The sequence below is a fragment of the Amycolatopsis mediterranei genome, assembly GCF_026017845.1.
Lineage (GTDB): Bacteria > Actinomycetota > Actinomycetes > Mycobacteriales > Pseudonocardiaceae > Amycolatopsis > Amycolatopsis mediterranei.
In genome coordinates this window covers 7792617-7808023 of sequence record NZ_CP100416.1, presented here as the reverse complement: position 1 = coordinate 7808023, position 15407 = coordinate 7792617, and the positions used below count along the sequence as shown (strand labels likewise).

At 70.1% G+C, this 15407-nt stretch carries 17 protein-coding genes; 10 read left to right on the top strand and 7 right to left on the bottom strand.

Annotation, left to right across the window (positions count from 1 at the left end):
• Positions 1–30 precede the first annotated feature (30 nt).
• Positions 31–402, bottom strand: coding sequence for a hypothetical protein (locus ISP_RS35015; RefSeq protein WP_013228589.1), 372 nt, complete (start codon positions 400–402; stop codon positions 31–33).
• Positions 403–680: 278 nt separating this feature from the next.
• Between ISP_RS35015 and ctaJ the strand changes: the two genes are divergently transcribed.
• From ctaJ to ISP_RS35000, 3 genes are all read left to right on the top strand, one after another.
• A complete protein-coding gene (gene ctaJ / locus ISP_RS35010) occupies positions 681–929 on the top strand; it encodes an aa3-type cytochrome oxidase subunit CtaJ (RefSeq protein ID WP_013228588.1) in 249 nt (82 codons plus the stop codon).
• Positions 916–1404, top strand: coding sequence for a DUF5130 family protein (locus tag ISP_RS35005; protein ID WP_013228587.1), 489 nt, complete (start codon positions 916–918; stop codon positions 1402–1404). Before ctaJ ends, ISP_RS35005 begins: the two co-directional genes overlap by 14 nt.
• A 441-nt stretch (positions 1405–1845) precedes the next feature.
• A complete protein-coding gene (locus ISP_RS35000) occupies positions 1846–2631 on the top strand; it encodes a hypothetical protein (protein ID WP_013228586.1) in 786 nt (261 codons plus the stop codon).
• Between the two features lie 99 nt (positions 2632–2730).
• Here ISP_RS35000 and pepN read toward each other — a convergent pair whose 3' ends face one another.
• Positions 2731–5298 carry an aminopeptidase N gene (gene pepN, locus ISP_RS34995; RefSeq protein ID WP_013228585.1) on the bottom strand — a complete coding sequence of 856 codons (2568 nt, stop codon included), beginning with the start codon at positions 5296–5298 and terminating at the stop codon, positions 2731–2733.
• 153 nt (positions 5299–5451) lie between these two features.
• Here pepN and ISP_RS34990 point away from each other — a divergent pair, with 153 nt between their 5' ends.
• Positions 5452–6072, top strand: a complete 621-nt coding sequence (locus ISP_RS34990) for a mycothiol-dependent nitroreductase Rv2466c family protein (protein ID WP_013228584.1) — start codon at positions 5452–5454, stop codon at positions 6070–6072.
• 7 nt (positions 6073–6079) lie between these two features.
• Here ISP_RS34990 and ISP_RS34985 read toward each other — a convergent pair whose 3' ends face one another.
• Both ISP_RS34985 and ISP_RS34980 read right to left on the bottom strand, forming a co-directional pair.
• The gene (locus ISP_RS34985; protein WP_013228583.1) at positions 6080–6889 is read right to left on the bottom strand and encodes an MBL fold metallo-hydrolase; all 810 of its coding nucleotides are present in this window, start codon (positions 6887–6889) and stop codon (positions 6080–6082) included.
• A 184-nt stretch (positions 6890–7073) separates the two neighbouring features.
• A complete protein-coding gene (locus tag ISP_RS34980) occupies positions 7074–7322 on the bottom strand; it encodes a hypothetical protein (RefSeq protein ID WP_013228582.1) in 249 nt (82 codons plus the stop codon).
• Positions 7323–7367: 45 nt separating this feature from the next.
• Here ISP_RS34980 and ISP_RS34975 point away from each other — a divergent pair, with 45 nt between their 5' ends.
• Positions 7368–7841: a ribose-5-phosphate isomerase gene (locus ISP_RS34975; protein ID WP_014467526.1), complete on the top strand. Its 474-nt coding sequence runs from the start codon at positions 7368–7370 to the stop codon at positions 7839–7841.
• On the top strand, positions 7841–8647 hold the full coding sequence (locus ISP_RS34970) for an Fpg/Nei family DNA glycosylase (protein WP_013228580.1): 807 nt from the start codon (positions 7841–7843) through the stop codon (positions 8645–8647). The genes ISP_RS34975 and ISP_RS34970 overlap by 1 nt, the downstream gene beginning before the upstream one ends.
• Positions 8648–8657: 10 nt before the next feature.
• On the opposite strand, the gene groL is transcribed toward ISP_RS34970, so the two are convergent.
• On the bottom strand, positions 8658–10259 hold the full coding sequence (gene groL / locus ISP_RS34965) for a chaperonin GroEL (RefSeq protein WP_013228579.1): 1602 nt from the start codon (positions 10257–10259) through the stop codon (positions 8658–8660).
• Positions 10260–10344: 85 nt separating this feature from the next.
• Here groL and ISP_RS34960 point away from each other — a divergent pair, with 85 nt between their 5' ends.
• On the top strand, positions 10345–10965 hold the full coding sequence (locus ISP_RS34960) for a TetR/AcrR family transcriptional regulator (RefSeq protein ID WP_013228578.1): 621 nt from the start codon (positions 10345–10347) through the stop codon (positions 10963–10965).
• A gap of 43 nt (positions 10966–11008) precedes the next feature.
• Here ISP_RS34960 and ISP_RS34955 read toward each other — a convergent pair whose 3' ends face one another.
• A complete protein-coding gene (locus tag ISP_RS34955; RefSeq protein WP_013228577.1) occupies positions 11009–11836 on the bottom strand; it encodes a hypothetical protein in 828 nt (275 codons plus the stop codon).
• Between the two features lie 147 nt (positions 11837–11983).
• On the opposite strand from ISP_RS34955, the gene ISP_RS34950 reads away from it, so the two are divergent.
• The 3 genes from ISP_RS34950 (at position 11984) to ISP_RS34940 (ending at position 14998) form a co-directional block, all read left to right on the top strand.
• Positions 11984–12859, top strand: coding sequence for a TIGR03619 family F420-dependent LLM class oxidoreductase (locus ISP_RS34950; protein WP_013228576.1), 876 nt, complete (start codon positions 11984–11986; stop codon positions 12857–12859).
• Between the two features lie 5 nt (positions 12860–12864).
• Positions 12865–13311 (top strand): nuclear transport factor 2 family protein, encoded by a 447-nt coding sequence (locus ISP_RS34945; protein WP_014467525.1) that lies wholly within the window; start codon positions 12865–12867, stop codon positions 13309–13311.
• 118 nt (positions 13312–13429) lie between these two features.
• Positions 13430–14998, top strand: coding sequence for a carbohydrate-binding protein (locus ISP_RS34940; protein ID WP_013228574.1), 1569 nt, complete (start codon positions 13430–13432; stop codon positions 14996–14998).
• Positions 14999–15041: 43 nt separating this feature from the next.
• On the opposite strand, the gene ISP_RS34935 is transcribed toward ISP_RS34940, so the two are convergent.
• Positions 15042–15407, bottom strand: a complete 366-nt coding sequence (locus ISP_RS34935) for a winged helix-turn-helix transcriptional regulator (RefSeq protein WP_013228573.1) — start codon at positions 15405–15407, stop codon at positions 15042–15044.

The window sequence follows — 15407 nt, the reverse complement described above, 5'->3', positions numbered from 1 at the left end:
TCAGTGGTGCGCGCGGCCCTGGAGGACGGGTCAGGCAGCGAGGGCGAAGTCGCTCTGGCAGGTGACGCGGGTGCCCATGGTGACGCGCGTGCCGCGGGTGACCCGAGTGCCTCGCGTGACGCGGGTGCCGCAGGTGACTCGCGTGCCGGCCGTCACACGCGTGCCCATCGTGACGCGAGTGCCGCGCGTGACCCGGGTCCCTCGGGTGACTCGCGTGCCCGCCGTCACCCGGGTGCCCATGGTGACGCGGGTTCCGGCCGTCACCCGTGTACCGCGAGTGACGCGTGTACCCCGGGTAACCCTTGTGCCCGCCGTCACACGTGTTCCGGACGCGAATTCGATGTCGCTCAGTGACGGGGTGATCTCGGTGATCGCCTGTGCGGGCGTCTGGACGCTGTTCATGGCAGGGCCTCCTGGGACCGGTGCGTTACCTGCTGGGGCTGGAGAGCGGGGCGCAAGGCCCGTACAGGTGAAAAAGCTACGAGGATTTCAAGGTCCGGACAAGACGACAGCGGCGGGTGCGGCCGCCTGTACGTTGAGTTGCAACCTTTCGGCCCGACGGTCTTCGCCCCAACGTTCCAGTGGCCGCGCGCCAAGCGGCGGACGGCACTCGACTTACGACGAACGGTCGAATGCGCCGCGTGCGGTGGGCGCGGAGGTCATCCGATACGCTCAGCGCCGTGAACGTTGTCGAGACGATCGTGGTCTTCGCCGTGATCCCGCTGGCCATCTACGGCCTCGCCGGGGTGCTGACGCTCCGGCGCAGGTCCGGCGGTGCCCCGCGGCACCGGACCGGCCAGGCCTGGGAGTACCCGGCCATGTGGTGGAGCGCCAACCCCGACGGGGCGGGACACCGGCACGCCGCCCTTGAGAACAGCGCGCCCGAGGGCGCCCCGACCGCGGCCGGAGGCGCTCGTGGCAACTGGTGAGCTGACGAAGCGCGTCGACGAGTCCGAGCTGGGTTACGGCGAGGCTCTGACGGCCACCGGGCGGGTGTCCGCGGCCAAGATGTACGAGCCGGCGGCGCCGTCCGGGCCGTTCAACACCCGTCAGCTGGCCCGCCTGGACGAGGCACTGACGTTCGCGAGCCGCGAGACCGGCCTGGACTTCAGCCTGTACCTGGGTGAGCTGGGCGAGGACAGCCGCTCGGCGGCGGAGAAGCTGCACGCGACGACGGCGGACCCGTCGAACGCGGTGCTGATCGCGGTCTCCCCGGGCGAGCGCAAGATCGAGATCGTCACGGGCAAGGTGGCGCACGTGCGCCTCCCGGACCGCGGCGCCAAGCTGGCGGTGGCGAGCATGGTGGCGTCCTTCAAGGAGGGCGACCTGGTTCGCGGACTGATCAACGGCCTGGCGAACGCGCTGCGGATGCTTTCGGACCAAGCTGGTCCTGCACCTCGCTGATTTTGTGACAGAGCCCCGTGCCTCGGCTTGAGGTGCGGGGCTCTTTCGCGTCCAGGTCCAGTCTCAAGCGCCCCAATGTGGCCTTGGTTGCGTTCAACGCACCGAAGGCCACATTGGGTGCGTTCAACGCACCGAAGGCCACATTGGGGCGCTGGTGCGCTGGTGCGGCGCGGCGCGGCGCGAACGGAGGATTCCGGCCGGAATGGGAGCGAACGGGCCGTTGGTGCCTTCGTGCGCCTCGGGTTTGTCAGACCGGGTGGGCATTATCGGCGCATGTTGCGCGGAAGCTGGAGTAAGCACCCACTCGTCGCCGGTCACCGGGACAACCCGGACGTCGTCCGCGTGTCCGAACTCGAAGAGATCGGCATGCCCAGAAGCAGTGTCTATCGAAGATGCCTGCCCGGTGGTCCATGGCGCCGGCTGCTGCCCGGAGTGATCTTGATGCATCCCGGAGAAGCCACCGCCGAGCAACGGCTGAGAGCCGGGCTCTTGCGGGGCGGCCCCGGCGCGATCATCACCGGCCTTTGGGCTCTGCGGCGCCACGGATTGCGTCAGTTGCCGGAGCCCGGCGACGTCCATCTCCTGATACCTCACCAACGCGAGGTCACGAGCGCGGGCTTTGTTCTCGTCGAGCGCACCACCCGGATGCCGGGTGCCTTGACGAAGGAGGGTTTGCCGGTCGCGCCCGTGGATCGGGCCGTGCTGGACGGAGCTCGGCGCATTCGCGATTTCGACGTCGTCCAGGGGATGCTCGCGGAGGCCGTTCAACGCAGGCGGTGTTCCGCCGAGCAATTGGATCGTGAACTGCGGCTGGGGAGTCAGCGCGGTTCCGCGATCCCCCGTCGAGCCCTGCAAGCGCTCCTGAACGGCCCCGAATCGGTCGCCGAGGCAGACGCGTGGGAGGTCTGGAAGCTGTCCGGTCTGCCCGCCGCGGAATGGAATGTCCCGGTTTTCGGCCGCGGCGGCGAGTTCATCGCGAAACCCGACGCCTGGTGCGAAGACGTCGCCTTCGCCTGGGAGATCGACTCTCGCACGTATCACGAAAGCGGCGACTTCTACGCGGCGACCTTGGCGCGCAATGCGCGCTACTCGGCTGCCGGGATCAGCTGTCTGCAAACCTTGCCCAGCCGTCTCCGGACGGAGCAGGCCAAGGTGATCACCGAACTCCGCGACGCCTATACCGCAGCGTGTGCTCGCCCGAGACCGCCGGTTACCTGCCGTCCCTGACGATCCAACCGCCCCAAGGTGGCCTTGGGTGCGTTGAACGCACCCAATGTGGCCTTCGGTGCGTTCGACGCACCGAAGGCCACATTGGGGTGCTTGGGATCAGGCCTGGGCGTCGAAGTCCCGGGCCGCCAATGCGCGCACGATGCCCGCCCGGCCCTCCGACACCAGCCTGCGCAGCGCCTGCGGGTGGTCGCCCGTCAGCCACTCGTCCGAGGCCGTCACCGTCTCCGTGGCCACCGCCCAGGATGGGTACAGCCCGATGGCGATCGGCTGGGCCCGCTCGCTCGAGCGCCGCTGCCACACCTCGTCGATCACCTCGAAGTAGCGCGGCACGTACGACCCCAGCAGCGCCTTCTGGCCCGGGTGGGAGAAGCCCGAGATCAACGAGTCGCTGACCGCGTTCGGCAGTTCGTCGTCGTACACCGCTCGCTGCCACGCGTCGGCCTTGGCCTCCGTTGTCGGGCGCAATGCCCGGGCGCGCTCCGCCTGGCGGCGGCCCGTTGCCGTGTTGTCGCGGGCCAGCTCCGCGTCGATCTCCGGCGCGGCCGCCCTTCCGTGGGCCACCAGTGCGTGCAACAGGCGCCAGCGCAGGTCCGTGTCCACCGTGAGGCCCGGCAGCGGGGCCGACTCGTCCAGCCAGCCCCCCAGCACATCCAGCGTGGCGGCGTCCAGCACCGAGCCGGCCAGCGAGTTGACGAACGCCAGCTGGTGGTCCGAACCCGGCTCGGCGCCGCGGACCAGCTCCAGCAGCCGCGCGGTGAAGGCCGGCCAGCCCGTCGAGGCCGCCCACTCCTGCTCCGCGTAGGAGTTCAGCGCCGTCTGGGCCTGCAGCAGCAGCCGCTGGACCACGCCGACCTCGGTCTCCGTGTGGATGCCGCGCTGCACCAGCGTGACGAAGTCGCGGGCCTTCAGCTCGGCTTCGCGGGTCATCTCCCACGCCGCCGACCAGCACAGCGTGCGGGGGAGCGGCTCGGTGATGTCGGCGACGCGGTCGATCAGCGTGGTCAGCGACGCCGGGTCGAGGCGCATCGTGCAGTACGTCAGGTCGTCGTCGTTGACCAGGACCAGCTTGCCCGCGGGCAGGCCGACCAGGTCCGGCACCTCGGTGCGCTCGCCGTCGACGTCCAGCTCCACCCGCTGGGTCCGGACGATCTTCCCGGACGAGTCCTCGTCGTAGACGCCGACCGCGACGCGGTGCGTGCGCAGCTCACCGGCGCCCGGCTTCGCGCCCGACTGCACGACGGCGAACGAGGTGAACTTGCCGTCCGCGCCGACCTCGTAGCGCGGGCTCAGCGAGTTCAGCCCGGTGGTCTCCAGCCACTGGGCGCTCCACCAAGACAGGTCGCGCCCGGACGCCTCCTCCAGCGCACCCAGCAGGTCGGCCAGCGTGGCGTTGCCCCAGGCGTGCTTGCCGAAGTAGACCTTCAGGCCGTCGAGGAAGTGGTCCAGGCCGACGTAGGCGACGAGCTGCTTGAGCACGCTCGCGCCCTTGGCGTAGGTGATGCCGTCGAAGTTGACCTCGACCGCGTGCAGGTCGACGATGTCGGCCGCGATCGGGTGCGTCGAGGGCAGCTGGTCCTGCCGGTAGGCCCACGACTTCTCGATGTTCGCGAAGCTGGTCCACGCGTTCTTGTACTCGGTCGCCTCGGCCTGCGCCAGCACGCTCGCGAAGGTCGCGAACGACTCGTTCAGCCACAGGTCGTCCCACCAGCGCATGGTGACCAGGTCGCCGAACCACATGTGCGCCATCTCGTGCAGCAGCGTCTCGGCGCGCCGCTCGTAGGCGTAGCGGGTGACGCGGCTGCGGAAGACGTAGTCCTCCAGGAACGTCACCGCGCCGGCGTTCTCCATCGCGCCCGCGTTGAACTCCGGTACGAAGAGCTGGTCGTACTTGGAGAACGGGTAGGGCGTGCCGAACTTCTCGTGGTAGAAGCCGAACCCCTGCTTGGTCTCGGTGAACAGCCGGTCGGCGTCCATGTGCTCGGCCAGCGACGCGCGGCAGTAGACGCCGAGCGGGATGGTCTTGTGGTCGTCGGTGTACTCGTCGTGCCATTCGGCGTACGGGCCGGCCACCAGCGCGACGAGGTAGGTGGAGATCCGCTCGGACTCCTTGAACACCGTGCGGACGGCGCCTTCCGGCGTCTCCTCGGCGGAGTCCACGATCGCGTTCGAGACGACCTTCCAGTCCTTCGGCGCGATCACCGTGAGCCGGTAGACCGACTTCAGGTCGGGCTGGTCGAAGCAGGCGAACATGCGCTTGGCGTCCGCCGTCTCGAACTGCGTGTACAGGTAGACGCCGTCGTCGACCGGGTCGACGAACCGGTGCACGCCTTCGCCGGTGTTCATGTACCGGCAGTCGGCGGTCACCGTGAGCTCGTTGGACCCGGCCAGCCCGGCCAGCGCGATGCCCTTGTCTTCGACGTACGCGCTGACGTCGACGTCCGCGCCGTTCAGGGTGGCCGAGTGCACGCGGTCGGCGACGATGTCGACCCACGTCGATTCGCCGGCCCGGGCACTGGAGAACCGGACGGTCGTCTTCGACGCGAAGGTCTTCTCCCCGGGTCCGCCGTGGCCGTCGGTCAGATCGAGCTCGATGTCGTAACCGGTGACGTCGAGCAGATCCGCGCGCAGCTTGGCTTGGTCGCGGGTCAGGTTGGGGGCGGGCACAGGCACCTCTGGTCGTTGGTATCGGTTTTCAACTCCCCGCATCCAATCATGGGGACGGGGTGGCGGGCGATAAGGGAACAACCCCGCGTTTCCCGGTGTTGGCCCGTCGTGTGGGGGTCCGCCCACATCAAGACGTGACACAGGAGTACCCCGATGACCGCTGCCGAGCAGCCCACGAAGGTCGATTTCTACTTCGACCCGATCTGCCCGTTCGCGTGGATCACCTCCCGCTGGATCCTGGAGGTGGAGAAGCACCGCAACCTCGACCTGCACTTCCGGATCATGAGCCTGTCGGTGCTCAACGAGGGCCGGGACGAGCTGCCCGAGCAGTACAAGGAGCTGCTGTCGAGGGGCTGGGGCCCGGTGCGCGTGGCCGTGGCGCTGTCGCAGCTCAAGGGCGAAGAGGTGCTGCGCGAGTACTACACCGAATTCGGCACCCGCTTCCACAACCAGGGCAACAAGGACCAGGAAGCGGTCATCAAGGAGGCACTGGCCGCCATCGGCGCGCCCGCCGAGCTGGCCGACGCGGCGCACTCGACCGAGTACGACGAGGCACTGAAGAAGAGCCACCACGAGGGTATGGACCCGGTCGGCATGGACGTCGGCACCCCGACGATTCACATCGACGGCGTGGCGTTCTTCGGCCCGGTGCTGACCTCGATCCCGCGCGGCGAAGACGCGCTGAAGGTGTTCGACGGCGCGGTGGCGCTGTCGAGCTACCCGGACTTCTACGAGCTCAAGCGCACCCGGTCGGGCGAGCTCAACTTCGACTGAGCCGGCTTCAGGGGGTCGCGAGGGCGGCCAGGGTGACGTCGCCGGGGTAGCGGGACGCGGCCACGGCGGCCACCTCGGTCGTCTCGCCGCGGCCCACACCCGCCTTCAGCGTGATCAGCTCGTGCAGGCCGTCGCGGTGGTAGCGGAGGAACTCCGCGTCGACCGGATCGCCGTGGCCGGGGACGACGACGCGGGGTTCCAGCGCGAGGATCGCGTCGAACGCGGCCGGCCAGGCGGTCAGGTCGGTTTCGGAGCTGAACGAGTACTCGCTGAACCCCGCTTCGGCGTGCTCGACGACGTCGCCGGCGAAGACGACCGCCGCGTCCGGGACGTGCACGACGACGTCGTGGTCGGTGTGCGCCCGGCCGGGGTGCAGCAGGACCGCCGTCCGGCCGCCGAGGTCCAGCTCGACGCGGCCGGTGAACGTGTGGTCCGGCGCCGTGACGGTGGTGCGGGAGATCGCGTCGGCGATGTCCGGCTTGCCCTCTTCGCGGTAGTGGGCCACCCATTTCGCGCGAGTGGCCTCGAGGTCCGCGCTCAGCTCGGCGGCGCAGCGCTCGTGCGCCCAGACCTCGCACGGCAGGAATGCTTCGGTGCCCCAGGCGTGGTCGAAGTGCGCGTGCGTGTAGACCACGGCCCACGGCAGCGGCGTGCGCTCCCGGACCGCGGCGGCCAGCTCGGCGCCTTGCTCGAGGTCGCCGCGGGTGTCGACGACCAGGCAGCGCTCGGCGCCGACGACCAGCCCGACGGTCAGGTCCAGCTCCTCGTAGCGGCGGGCGTGGACGCCGTCGGCGACCTCGATCCAGCGGCCGGTCATGCCAGTACTCCTCCGGTCAGGACGGGAGCGGCGTCGCTCACGTCGGATTCGATCAGCTTGCGCCCGACATGCAGCTTGCCAGGGGCATCTGGTCCTCGACGCAGTGCCGCAGCGGCCCGGACGTTTCGCTGGAGACGAAATTGTTCCCCGCCCCGGCCGCGATCAGGCCGATAGGGCTGCCCAGCTAGCGCGTCTCGCGGCGCCGCGGAGGCGTTGCGCTGGTACCGGCGAGCACGCGCGCGGCGGCGTCGCACACGGTCGCGCCGTGCGGTGAGGTCAGCGCGAGCAGCGTTCTCGGAGGGATTTCCGTCACAGAAGGCGCCGCAGGACGCTCGACGACGACCAGCACCGCGCATTCCCGGCCCAGCGCCGCGACGCCCTCGGTGCCCCAGTCGAGCCGCACGTCGCTGCCGGTCTGCTCCCAGATGCCCACCCCCGGAGCATGCCCGAGATCGGCCCGGGTGGCAGACTCCTGACCGTGCGTGTCTACTTGGGATCCGACCATGCCGGTTTCGAGCTGAAGAACCACCTGGTGGCTCACCTGGAGAAACAGGGCCACGAAGTCACGGACATCGGTCCGCGCGTCTACGACGCGGACGACGACTACCCGGCGTACTGCGTCGAGACGGCGCTGCGCGTGGTGGCCGACGAGGGCAGCCGCGGCATCGTCGTCGGCGGCTCGGGCAACGGCGAGCAGATCGCGGCCAACAAGGTCCCCGGCGCCCGCGCCGGCCTGGCCTGGAGCGTCGAGACCGCGAAGCTGTGCCGGGAGCACAACCACGCCCAGCTGATCGGCGTCGGCGCCCGGATGCACACCGCCGAAGAGGCCGTCGAGATCGTCGAGGCGTTCCTGGCGACGGAGGTCTCGCCGGAGGAGCGGCACGCCCGCCGCGTGCAGCAGCTGCTCGACTACGAGCGCACCGGGACCCCGCCGGCGTTGCCGGAGGCCTGATGCCCGAGGGGCACACGCTCCACCGGCTCGCCCGGCTGCACAAGCGCCGGTTCGCCGGCGCACCGGTCGCGGTGAGCAGCCCGCAGGGCCGGTTCGCCGCCGAAGCGTCCCGTTTGGACGGTCAGGTGTTCGCCGGCGCCGAGGCGTACGGCAAGCACCTGTTCCACGACTACGGCTCGCACGGCATCGTGCACATCCACCTGGGGCTCTACGGCACCTTCGGCGAATCGCCGCTGCCCGCGCCCGAGCCGGTGGGCCAGGTCCGGCTGCGGCTGGCCGGCCGGACACATTGGACGGACCTGCGCGGGCCGACCCGGTGCGAGCTGCTGGATCCGGGCCAGGCCGACGCCATTAAGGCCCGGCTCGGTCCCGACCCGCTGCGCCGCGACGCGAAACCGGAGCTGGCCTGGGCCCGCGTTTCGCGGTCCAAGACCTCGATCGCGGCGCTGCTGATGGATCAGGCGGTCCTCGCCGGCGTCGGCAACGTCTACCGCGCCGAGGTGCTGTTCCGCCACGGCGTCGCGCCGCTGACCCCGGGACGCGCGCTGGACCGCCCGTTGTGGGACGACTTGTGGGCCGACCTGGTGATCCTGATGCGCGACGGCGTCCGCGTCGGCCGCATCGACACGGTCCGCCCGGAGCACCTGCCGGAGGCGATGGGCCGCGCGGCCCGGGTGGACCGCCACGGCGGCGAGGTCTACGTCTACCGCCGTGCCGGCGATCCGTGCTTGGTGTGCGGCACACCGGTGGCGCACTCGGAACTGGTGGGCCGCAACCTCTACTGGTGTCCGAAGTGCCAGCCGTGACCCGCGCGCCTCAGAAGTCCTCCGGCGACGGCGCCGGGCCGCTGTCGGGCTTGTCGGTGACGACCGCCTCGGTGGTGAGGAACAGCGCCGCGATGGACGCCGCGTTCTGCAGTGCCGAACGCGTGACCTTCGCCGGGTCGAGGATCCCCGCGGCGATCAGGTCGACGTAGCCGCCGCTCGCCGCGTCGAGCCCGTGCCCGGCAGGCAGGCCGCGGACCTTCTCCGCGACGACGCCGCCCTCCAGCCCGGCGTTGACGGCGATCTGCTTGAGCGGGGCCTCCAGCGCCACCTTGACGATGTTCGCGCCGGTGGCTTCGTCGCCGGTGAGGCCCAGCCCGGCGAACACGCTGCCGGCCTGGGCGAGCGCGACACCGCCGCCGGCGACGATGCCCTCCTCGACGGCCGCCTTCGCGTTCCGGACGGCGTCCTCGATGCGGTGCTTGCGCTCCTTGAGCTCGACCTCGGTGGCCGCGCCCGCCTTGATCACCGCGACCCCGCCGGACAGCCTGGCCAGCCGTTCCTGCAGCTTCTCCCGGTCGTAGTCCGACTCGCTGCGGTCGATCTCGGCCCGGATCTGCGCGGCCCGCCCGGCGATCCGCGCCCGCTCGCCGCCGCCGTCGACGATCGTGGTGTCGTCCTTGGTCACGACCACCCGGCGCGCCCGGCCGAGCACCGGCAGCCCCGCGGCTTCCAGCTTCAGGCCGACCTTTTCGGAGACGACCTCGCCGCCGGTGAGCACGGCCATGTCGGCCAGCATCGCCTCGCGGCGGTCGCCGAACCCGGGTGCCTTGACCGCGACCGAGGAGAACGTGCCCTTGAGCTTGTTGAGGATCAGCGTCGCCAGCGCCTCGCCCTCGACGTCCTCGGCGACGATCACCAACGGCCTGCTCTGGTGCATGACCTCGTCCAGGATCGGCAGCAGTTCCTTGACCGAGCCGATCTTCCCCGCCACGAACAGCAGGTACGGCTCGTCGAGCACGGTCTCCATCCGTTCGGTGTCGGTGGCGAAGTGCGGGGCCAGGTAACCCCGGTCGAACCGCAGGCCCTCGGTCAGCTCCAGCGCGAGGCCGAAGGTGTTCGACTCCTCGACCGTGATCACGCCTTCCTTGCCGACCTTGTCCATCGCCTCGGCGATGAGTTCGCCGATGGTCGGGTCGGCCGCCGAGATCGACGCCGTGGCCGCGATCTGCTCCCGGGTTTCGACCTCTTGGGCGCTCTTCAGCAGGTGCTGCGCGACGGCGTCCACCGCCTTTTCGATGCCGCGCTTGAGCGCCAGAGGGTTCGCGCCGGCCGCGACGTTGCGCAGGCCTTCGCGGACGAGGGCCTGGGCGAGCACGGTGGCGGTGGTGGTGCCGTCCCCGGCGACGTCGTCGGTCTTCTTGGCGACCTCCTTCACCAGTTCCGCGCCGATCTTCTCCCACGGGTCCTCGAGCTCGATCTCCTTGGCGATCGAGACGCCGTCGTTGGTGATCGTCGGCGCGCCCCACTTCTTGTCCAGCACGACTTTGCGGCCCCGCGGGCCCAACGTCACCTTCACGGCGTCGGCCAGGGTGTTCATGCCCCGTTCGAGCCCCCGTCGTGCCTGTTCGTCGAAGGCGATCATCTTCGCCATGGTTGTCCCCTTCCGGATCTCTCCGGACGCAGCATACAGAAAAGTGCGTGCACGCAAAATTGCGTACACGCAAGAATGCGGTAGGGTGGCGGACATGAGCGAGGACGGTGGGTTGCGCGAGCGCAAGAAGGCGGCGACGCGCGAGGCGCTCAGCGCGGCGGCGTTGCGGCTGGCGCTGGAACGCGGTCCGGAGAACCTGCGGGTGGACGAGATAGCCGAGGCCGCCGGCGTGTCGCCGCGGACCTACAACAACTACTTCTCCAGCCGGGAGCAGGCGATCGTGGCCGCGATCGCGGCGGAACGCGCTCTCCGGATCGGCGTGGCGCTTCGGGCGCGGCCGGACGACGAGCCGCTGGCCGACGCCGTCGTCGAAGCGGTGGCCGGGCAATACGGGGCCGAGCCGTCGGGGGACGCGCTGACGCTGCTGCGGGCCACGCCGAACCTGCGGGCCGAGTTCGTCGATACGGTCGAGGGGATCGAGGACCCGTTGGCCGCGGCCATCGCGGACCGCACCGGTCGGGACGACCTGACGAATGCCGTGCTCGCGGCGATGGTCTCGGCGGCCGCGCGGGTCGGGGTCAAGCGGTGGATCGAGCCCGCCGGCGAAGGACTGCTCGTCGTGCCGCGGGGCTCACTGGTCGATCACCTGCGCGAGGCGCTGGCCCACGTCAAACCGGCGCTGCGGGCGGCGGATCCGCACCGCTGACGCGAAACGGGGGCAGTTTCCCGGAAACTGCCCCCGCCGTGGCTCAGAAGTCGAAGCCGCCGCCGTCGAAACCTCCGCCGTCGAACCCGCCTCCGTCGAAGCCGCCGCCCCAGTCGCCGCCGCCGTCACCACCGCCGAAGTCGCCGCCGCCGCCGTCGCCACCGAAGTCACCGCCGCCGTCGCCGTCGCCGCCCATGTCGCCGGAATCGAGCGCGTCCTGCTGGCCCGCGTCGTAGCCGGACTCCCACGCCGAGGCGCTCGCGATGCCGCCCATGCCGGAGAACATCGCGCTGAACAGGAACATCGACCCGAGGCCCCAGGCGCCGGCGACGAGCGCGGGCTTCCACCACGGCTCGCTGTACCAGCCCTGCGGCACCGGACGGCCCGCGACGCGGCCGCCGGGGTAGTAGTACGGCGTGTCCTGGCCTGCCTCGGGGGAGGCGGCGTAGTGCTGGCCCTCGACGTCGACCTCGCGGCGTTCGGTGACCTTGCCGGCGCGCTCGCGCTCGGCCTCCTCCGGCAGCTGCGGGCCGGGGTCCATGCCCATCGCGACGCGCGCGGCGCGGACGTAGTAGAGCCCCTCGATGGCGGTCTCCTTGACCAGCCGGGCCTGTTCGATCGTGCGGGCCTGCTCCATCTGCGAGCCGGCCGCGTTGTAGCGCTCGGCCGCGTCGGCCATCGCCTGCTGCGACGCGGTGTCGGTGCCGTTGATGTTGAGGACCTGGCCGCCGAGCCGTTCGAGCAGGCGCCGGGCGTCGGCCTTGGCGTCGTCGAGCTCCCGCTGCCGGGCCGCGGCGCGCTGCCGCGAGAAATAGAGGCCGCCACCGACGATCAAGACGACGACTACGATCAAGAAGATCGCGGTGCCCATGGACCACCACTCCCAGAAGTTCGGGGCTCGGTGACCGGTGGTCACCTTTGATTCGGACAACGCGGACGCTACGCGGTGGGTTCCCGGAGCGTGACCGGGCCCACGGCAGACCTGGCCGAAGAAACTAGAACACGTTATAGTTCGGCCATGAAGTTCACCCTGTCGATCGCGATGAACCCCCTCGATCAGCTGGGCGAGCTCGCCCGGGCCGCCGAAGAGGCCGGCTTCGCCTCCATTGCCCTGCCCGACTCGCTCTTCTACGCCGAAACGGTGGACACGGACTACCCGTACACCCCCGACGGCAGCCGGTTCTGGACCGCGGAGACCCCGTGGGTGGACCCGCTCGTCGCGACCGCGTCGATGGGCGCGGTGACCAGCCGGATCCACTTCTACACGTCGGTGCTCAAGCTCGGCTCGCGCAACCCGGTGCTGCTGGCCCGCCAGGTCGGCTCGGCGGCGGTGCTCACCGGCGGCCGGTTCGGGCTCGGGCTCGGCGTCGGCTGGCTGCCCCAGGAGTTCGAGTACTGCGGCGTGCCGTTCGAGCGGCGCGGCAAGCGCGTCGACGAGGCCATCGACGTGCTGCGGCTGATCCTCGACGGCGGCATGGTCGAGTACCACGGCGAGTTCTACGACTTCGACAAGATCCAGATGAGCCCCGCGCCGCCGAGCCGGGTGCCGTTCTACATCGGCGGCCACACCGAGATCGCGCTGAAGCGCGCCGCGCGGGTCGCCGACGGCTGGTCGTCGGCGATGATGAAGCTCGACGAACTGCGCGACACCATCGCCCGGCTCAAGGAGCTGCTCGCCGAACAGGGCCGCGCCGATGTCCCGTTCGAGTACCAGGCGGTCTGCATCGACGCCTTCGGCCTGGACGGCTACCGCGCACAGGCCGAAGCGGGCGTCACCGACGTCATCACCATGCCGTGGGTCTTCGACGGCGTCGGGTTCGACGCGCCGGTCGAGCCGAAGCTCGAAGCGATCCGCAAGTTCGGGACCGAGATCATCGCGAAGTTCGAGGAGTGAGTGTGGTGGGCGTGCAGGTCAGCTGGGACACGTCGGCGGAGCAGCCGCCCGCGCGGCGCGCGGCGTTCGCGTCGATGACCGCGGTGACGGCGGGGGACAAGGAGGGCTGGCTGGCCCTGTTCGCCCCGGACGCGGTGGTCGAGGACCCGGTCGGCCCGTCGTTCTTCGACGAGACGGGCAAAGGTCACCACGGCCGTGAGGGGATCGGCGCGTTCTGGGACAAGACGATCGCCAACGTCGAGCGCTTCGAGTTCACCATCCGCGACTCCCACGCGGGCGGTGACGAGGTGGCCAACGTCGGCACCATCACGACGTTCCTGCCGGGCGGCTACCGCGTCGACACCGACGGGGTGTTCGTCTACCGCGTCGGCGAGGACGGGCTGATCCGGTCGGTGCGGGCGTTCTGGGAAACCGAGCGCGCGATGGCGACCGCGCGCCAGGTGACGGAATAGCATCCCGGCCAGCGGAAACCCAATTTCATATCTGATACATGATCTCTTGACTCCCGGTTAGGCAGGACTCTTTACTAACTGGTGTAGACCTCTGATGTCTCCACCACCGGGAGTTCGCATGTCCTCACCTCGTCGAATCGCGAGCGCGGCCACCGCGCTCGCGATCGCGGCCAGCGGTCTCGTCCTGGGTGCGCCCACGGCGGCGGCCCTCGAAAACGGCCTGCTGCGCACACCGCCGATGGGCTTCAACAACTGGAACTCCACGCAGTGCAAAGCCGACTTCAACGAAACGATGATCAAAGGCATTGCGGACATCTTCGTCAGCAAGGGGCTGAAGGACGCCGGTTACACCTACGTCAACATCGACGACTGCTGGGCGCTGCCGTCCCGCAACTCGGCGGGCAACCTGGTGCCCGATCCGGCGCGGTTCCCCGACGGCATCAAGGCCCTCGCCGACTACGTGCACGGCAAGGGCCTGAAGTTCGGCATCTACACCAGTGCCGGCACGAAGACCTGCAACAAGGCGGGCTTCCCCGGCGCGCTGAACCACGAGCAGCAGGACGCGAACCTGTTCGCCTCCTGGGGCGTCGACTACCTGAAGTACGACAACTGCAACAACCAGGGCGTCGACGCGCAGCAGCGGTACAAGGCGATGCGGGACGCGCTCGCGAAGTCCGGCCGCGCAATCGCGTACTCCATCTGCGAGTGGGGCCAGAACCAGCCGTGGACGTGGGCCGCGCCGGTCGGGAACCTGTGGCGCACCACCGGCGACATCTCCGACAAGTGGTCGAGCATGATCGGCAAGGCGCAGACCAACCGCGGCCTCGCGCAGTACGCCGGCCCCGGCCACTGGAACGACCCCGACATGCTGGAGGTCGGCAACGGCGGGATGACCGCGGCGGAGTACCGCACGCACTTCAGCCTGTGGGCGATGATGGCGGCGCCGCTGCTGATCGGCAGCGATCTGCGCAAGGTGTCGGACGACAACTTCGCGATCCTGAAGAACACCGACGTCATCGCGCTCGACCAGGACCCGCTGGGCAAGCAGGCGACCGTGCTGAGCGCCAACGCCGGCCTCGTCGTCTACGGCAAGGTGCTGTCCAACGGCGACCGCGCGGTGGCGCTGTCCAACGAAACGGCCGCGACGGCGACGATCGGCACGACGGCGTCCGCCACCGGGATCGGGAGCGCCTCGTCGTACACGCTCAAGGACCTGTGGAGCAAGGCGACCCGGACGACCACCGGCACGATCAGCGCATCGGTGCCCTCGCACTCGACGGTGCTGTACCGCGTATCCCGCGCCGGCGGTTCGACGCGCTACGAAGCCGAGTCCGCGTCCATTTCGGCGGGCGGCACGATCGACGCCAACCACGCGGGCTTCTCCGGGACCGGCTTCGCGAACGGAGCCAACGCGGTCGGCAGCTACGTCGAGTGGCAGGTGACGGGACCGGCATCGGCGCTGGCGTTCGGCTACGCGAACGGCACGACGGCGGCGCGTCCGGTGGACGTCGCGGTGGACGGCACGGTGGTGGCCGCGGGCGTCCCGTTCCCGGCGACCGGCGCCTGGACGACGTGGAGCACGGTGGTCCGGTCCTTGTCCTTGCCGGCGGGCTCGCACACGGTCCGCCTGACCGCGACGACGGCCGACGGCCCGGCGAACCTCGACTACCTGGACGTCACGCCGTAGCCCGTACGCGGCCCTGCGGACCTGCACCTGCGCTGTTCGAGGCCTACCGGGCCGAGCTGCGTTCGTCGTAGGTCCGCCGGGCCGCCTCGACCTTCTCGAGGTTGCCCGACCATTCGGAGAGCGACGCGAACAGCGGGCCGAGGCTGCGGCCGAGTTCGCTGATCTCGTACTCGACCCGCGGCGGCACCTCGGCGTGGTAGGTGCGCACGACGAGGCCGTCGCGCTCCAGCTGCCGCAGCCGCTGGGTGAGCACCTTCGCGGTGATGGTGGTGATGCGGCGCTGCAGTTCGACGAACCGCTGCCGGCCGTACTCGTGGAGCGCCCACAGGATCGGCGTCGTCCACCGGCTGAAAACGATGTCCACCACCGGCGCGATCGGGCAGGCCAGCTCGGGTGTGGTCTCGGTCAC

What these genes read in the sequence shown, in the direction of transcription:
- ISP_RS35015 (WP_013228589.1), bottom strand. Translation starts at nt 402, where the DNA reads ATGAACAGCGTCCAGACGCCCGCACAGGCGATCACCGAGATCACCCCG.
- ISP_RS35000 (WP_013228586.1), top strand. Translation starts at nt 1,846, where the DNA reads ATGCATCCCGGAGAAGCCACCGCCGAGCAACGGCTGAGAGCCGGGCTC.
- ISP_RS34990 (WP_013228584.1), top strand. Translation starts at nt 5,452, where the DNA reads ATGACCGCTGCCGAGCAGCCCACGAAGGTCGATTTCTACTTCGACCCG.
- ISP_RS34985 (WP_013228583.1), bottom strand. Translation starts at nt 6,889, where the DNA reads ATGACCGGCCGCTGGATCGAGGTCGCCGACGGCGTCCACGCCCGCCGC.
- ISP_RS34970 (WP_013228580.1), top strand. Translation starts at nt 7,841, where the DNA reads ATGCCCGAGGGGCACACGCTCCACCGGCTCGCCCGGCTGCACAAGCGC.
- groL (WP_013228579.1), bottom strand. Translation starts at nt 10,259, where the DNA reads ATGGCGAAGATGATCGCCTTCGACGAACAGGCACGACGGGGGCTCGAA.
- ISP_RS34955 (WP_013228577.1), bottom strand. Translation starts at nt 11,836, where the DNA reads ATGGGCACCGCGATCTTCTTGATCGTAGTCGTCGTCTTGATCGTCGGT.
- ISP_RS34950 (WP_013228576.1), top strand. Translation starts at nt 11,984, where the DNA reads ATGAAGTTCACCCTGTCGATCGCGATGAACCCCCTCGATCAGCTGGGC.
- ISP_RS34940 (WP_013228574.1), top strand. Translation starts at nt 13,430, where the DNA reads ATGTCCTCACCTCGTCGAATCGCGAGCGCGGCCACCGCGCTCGCGATC.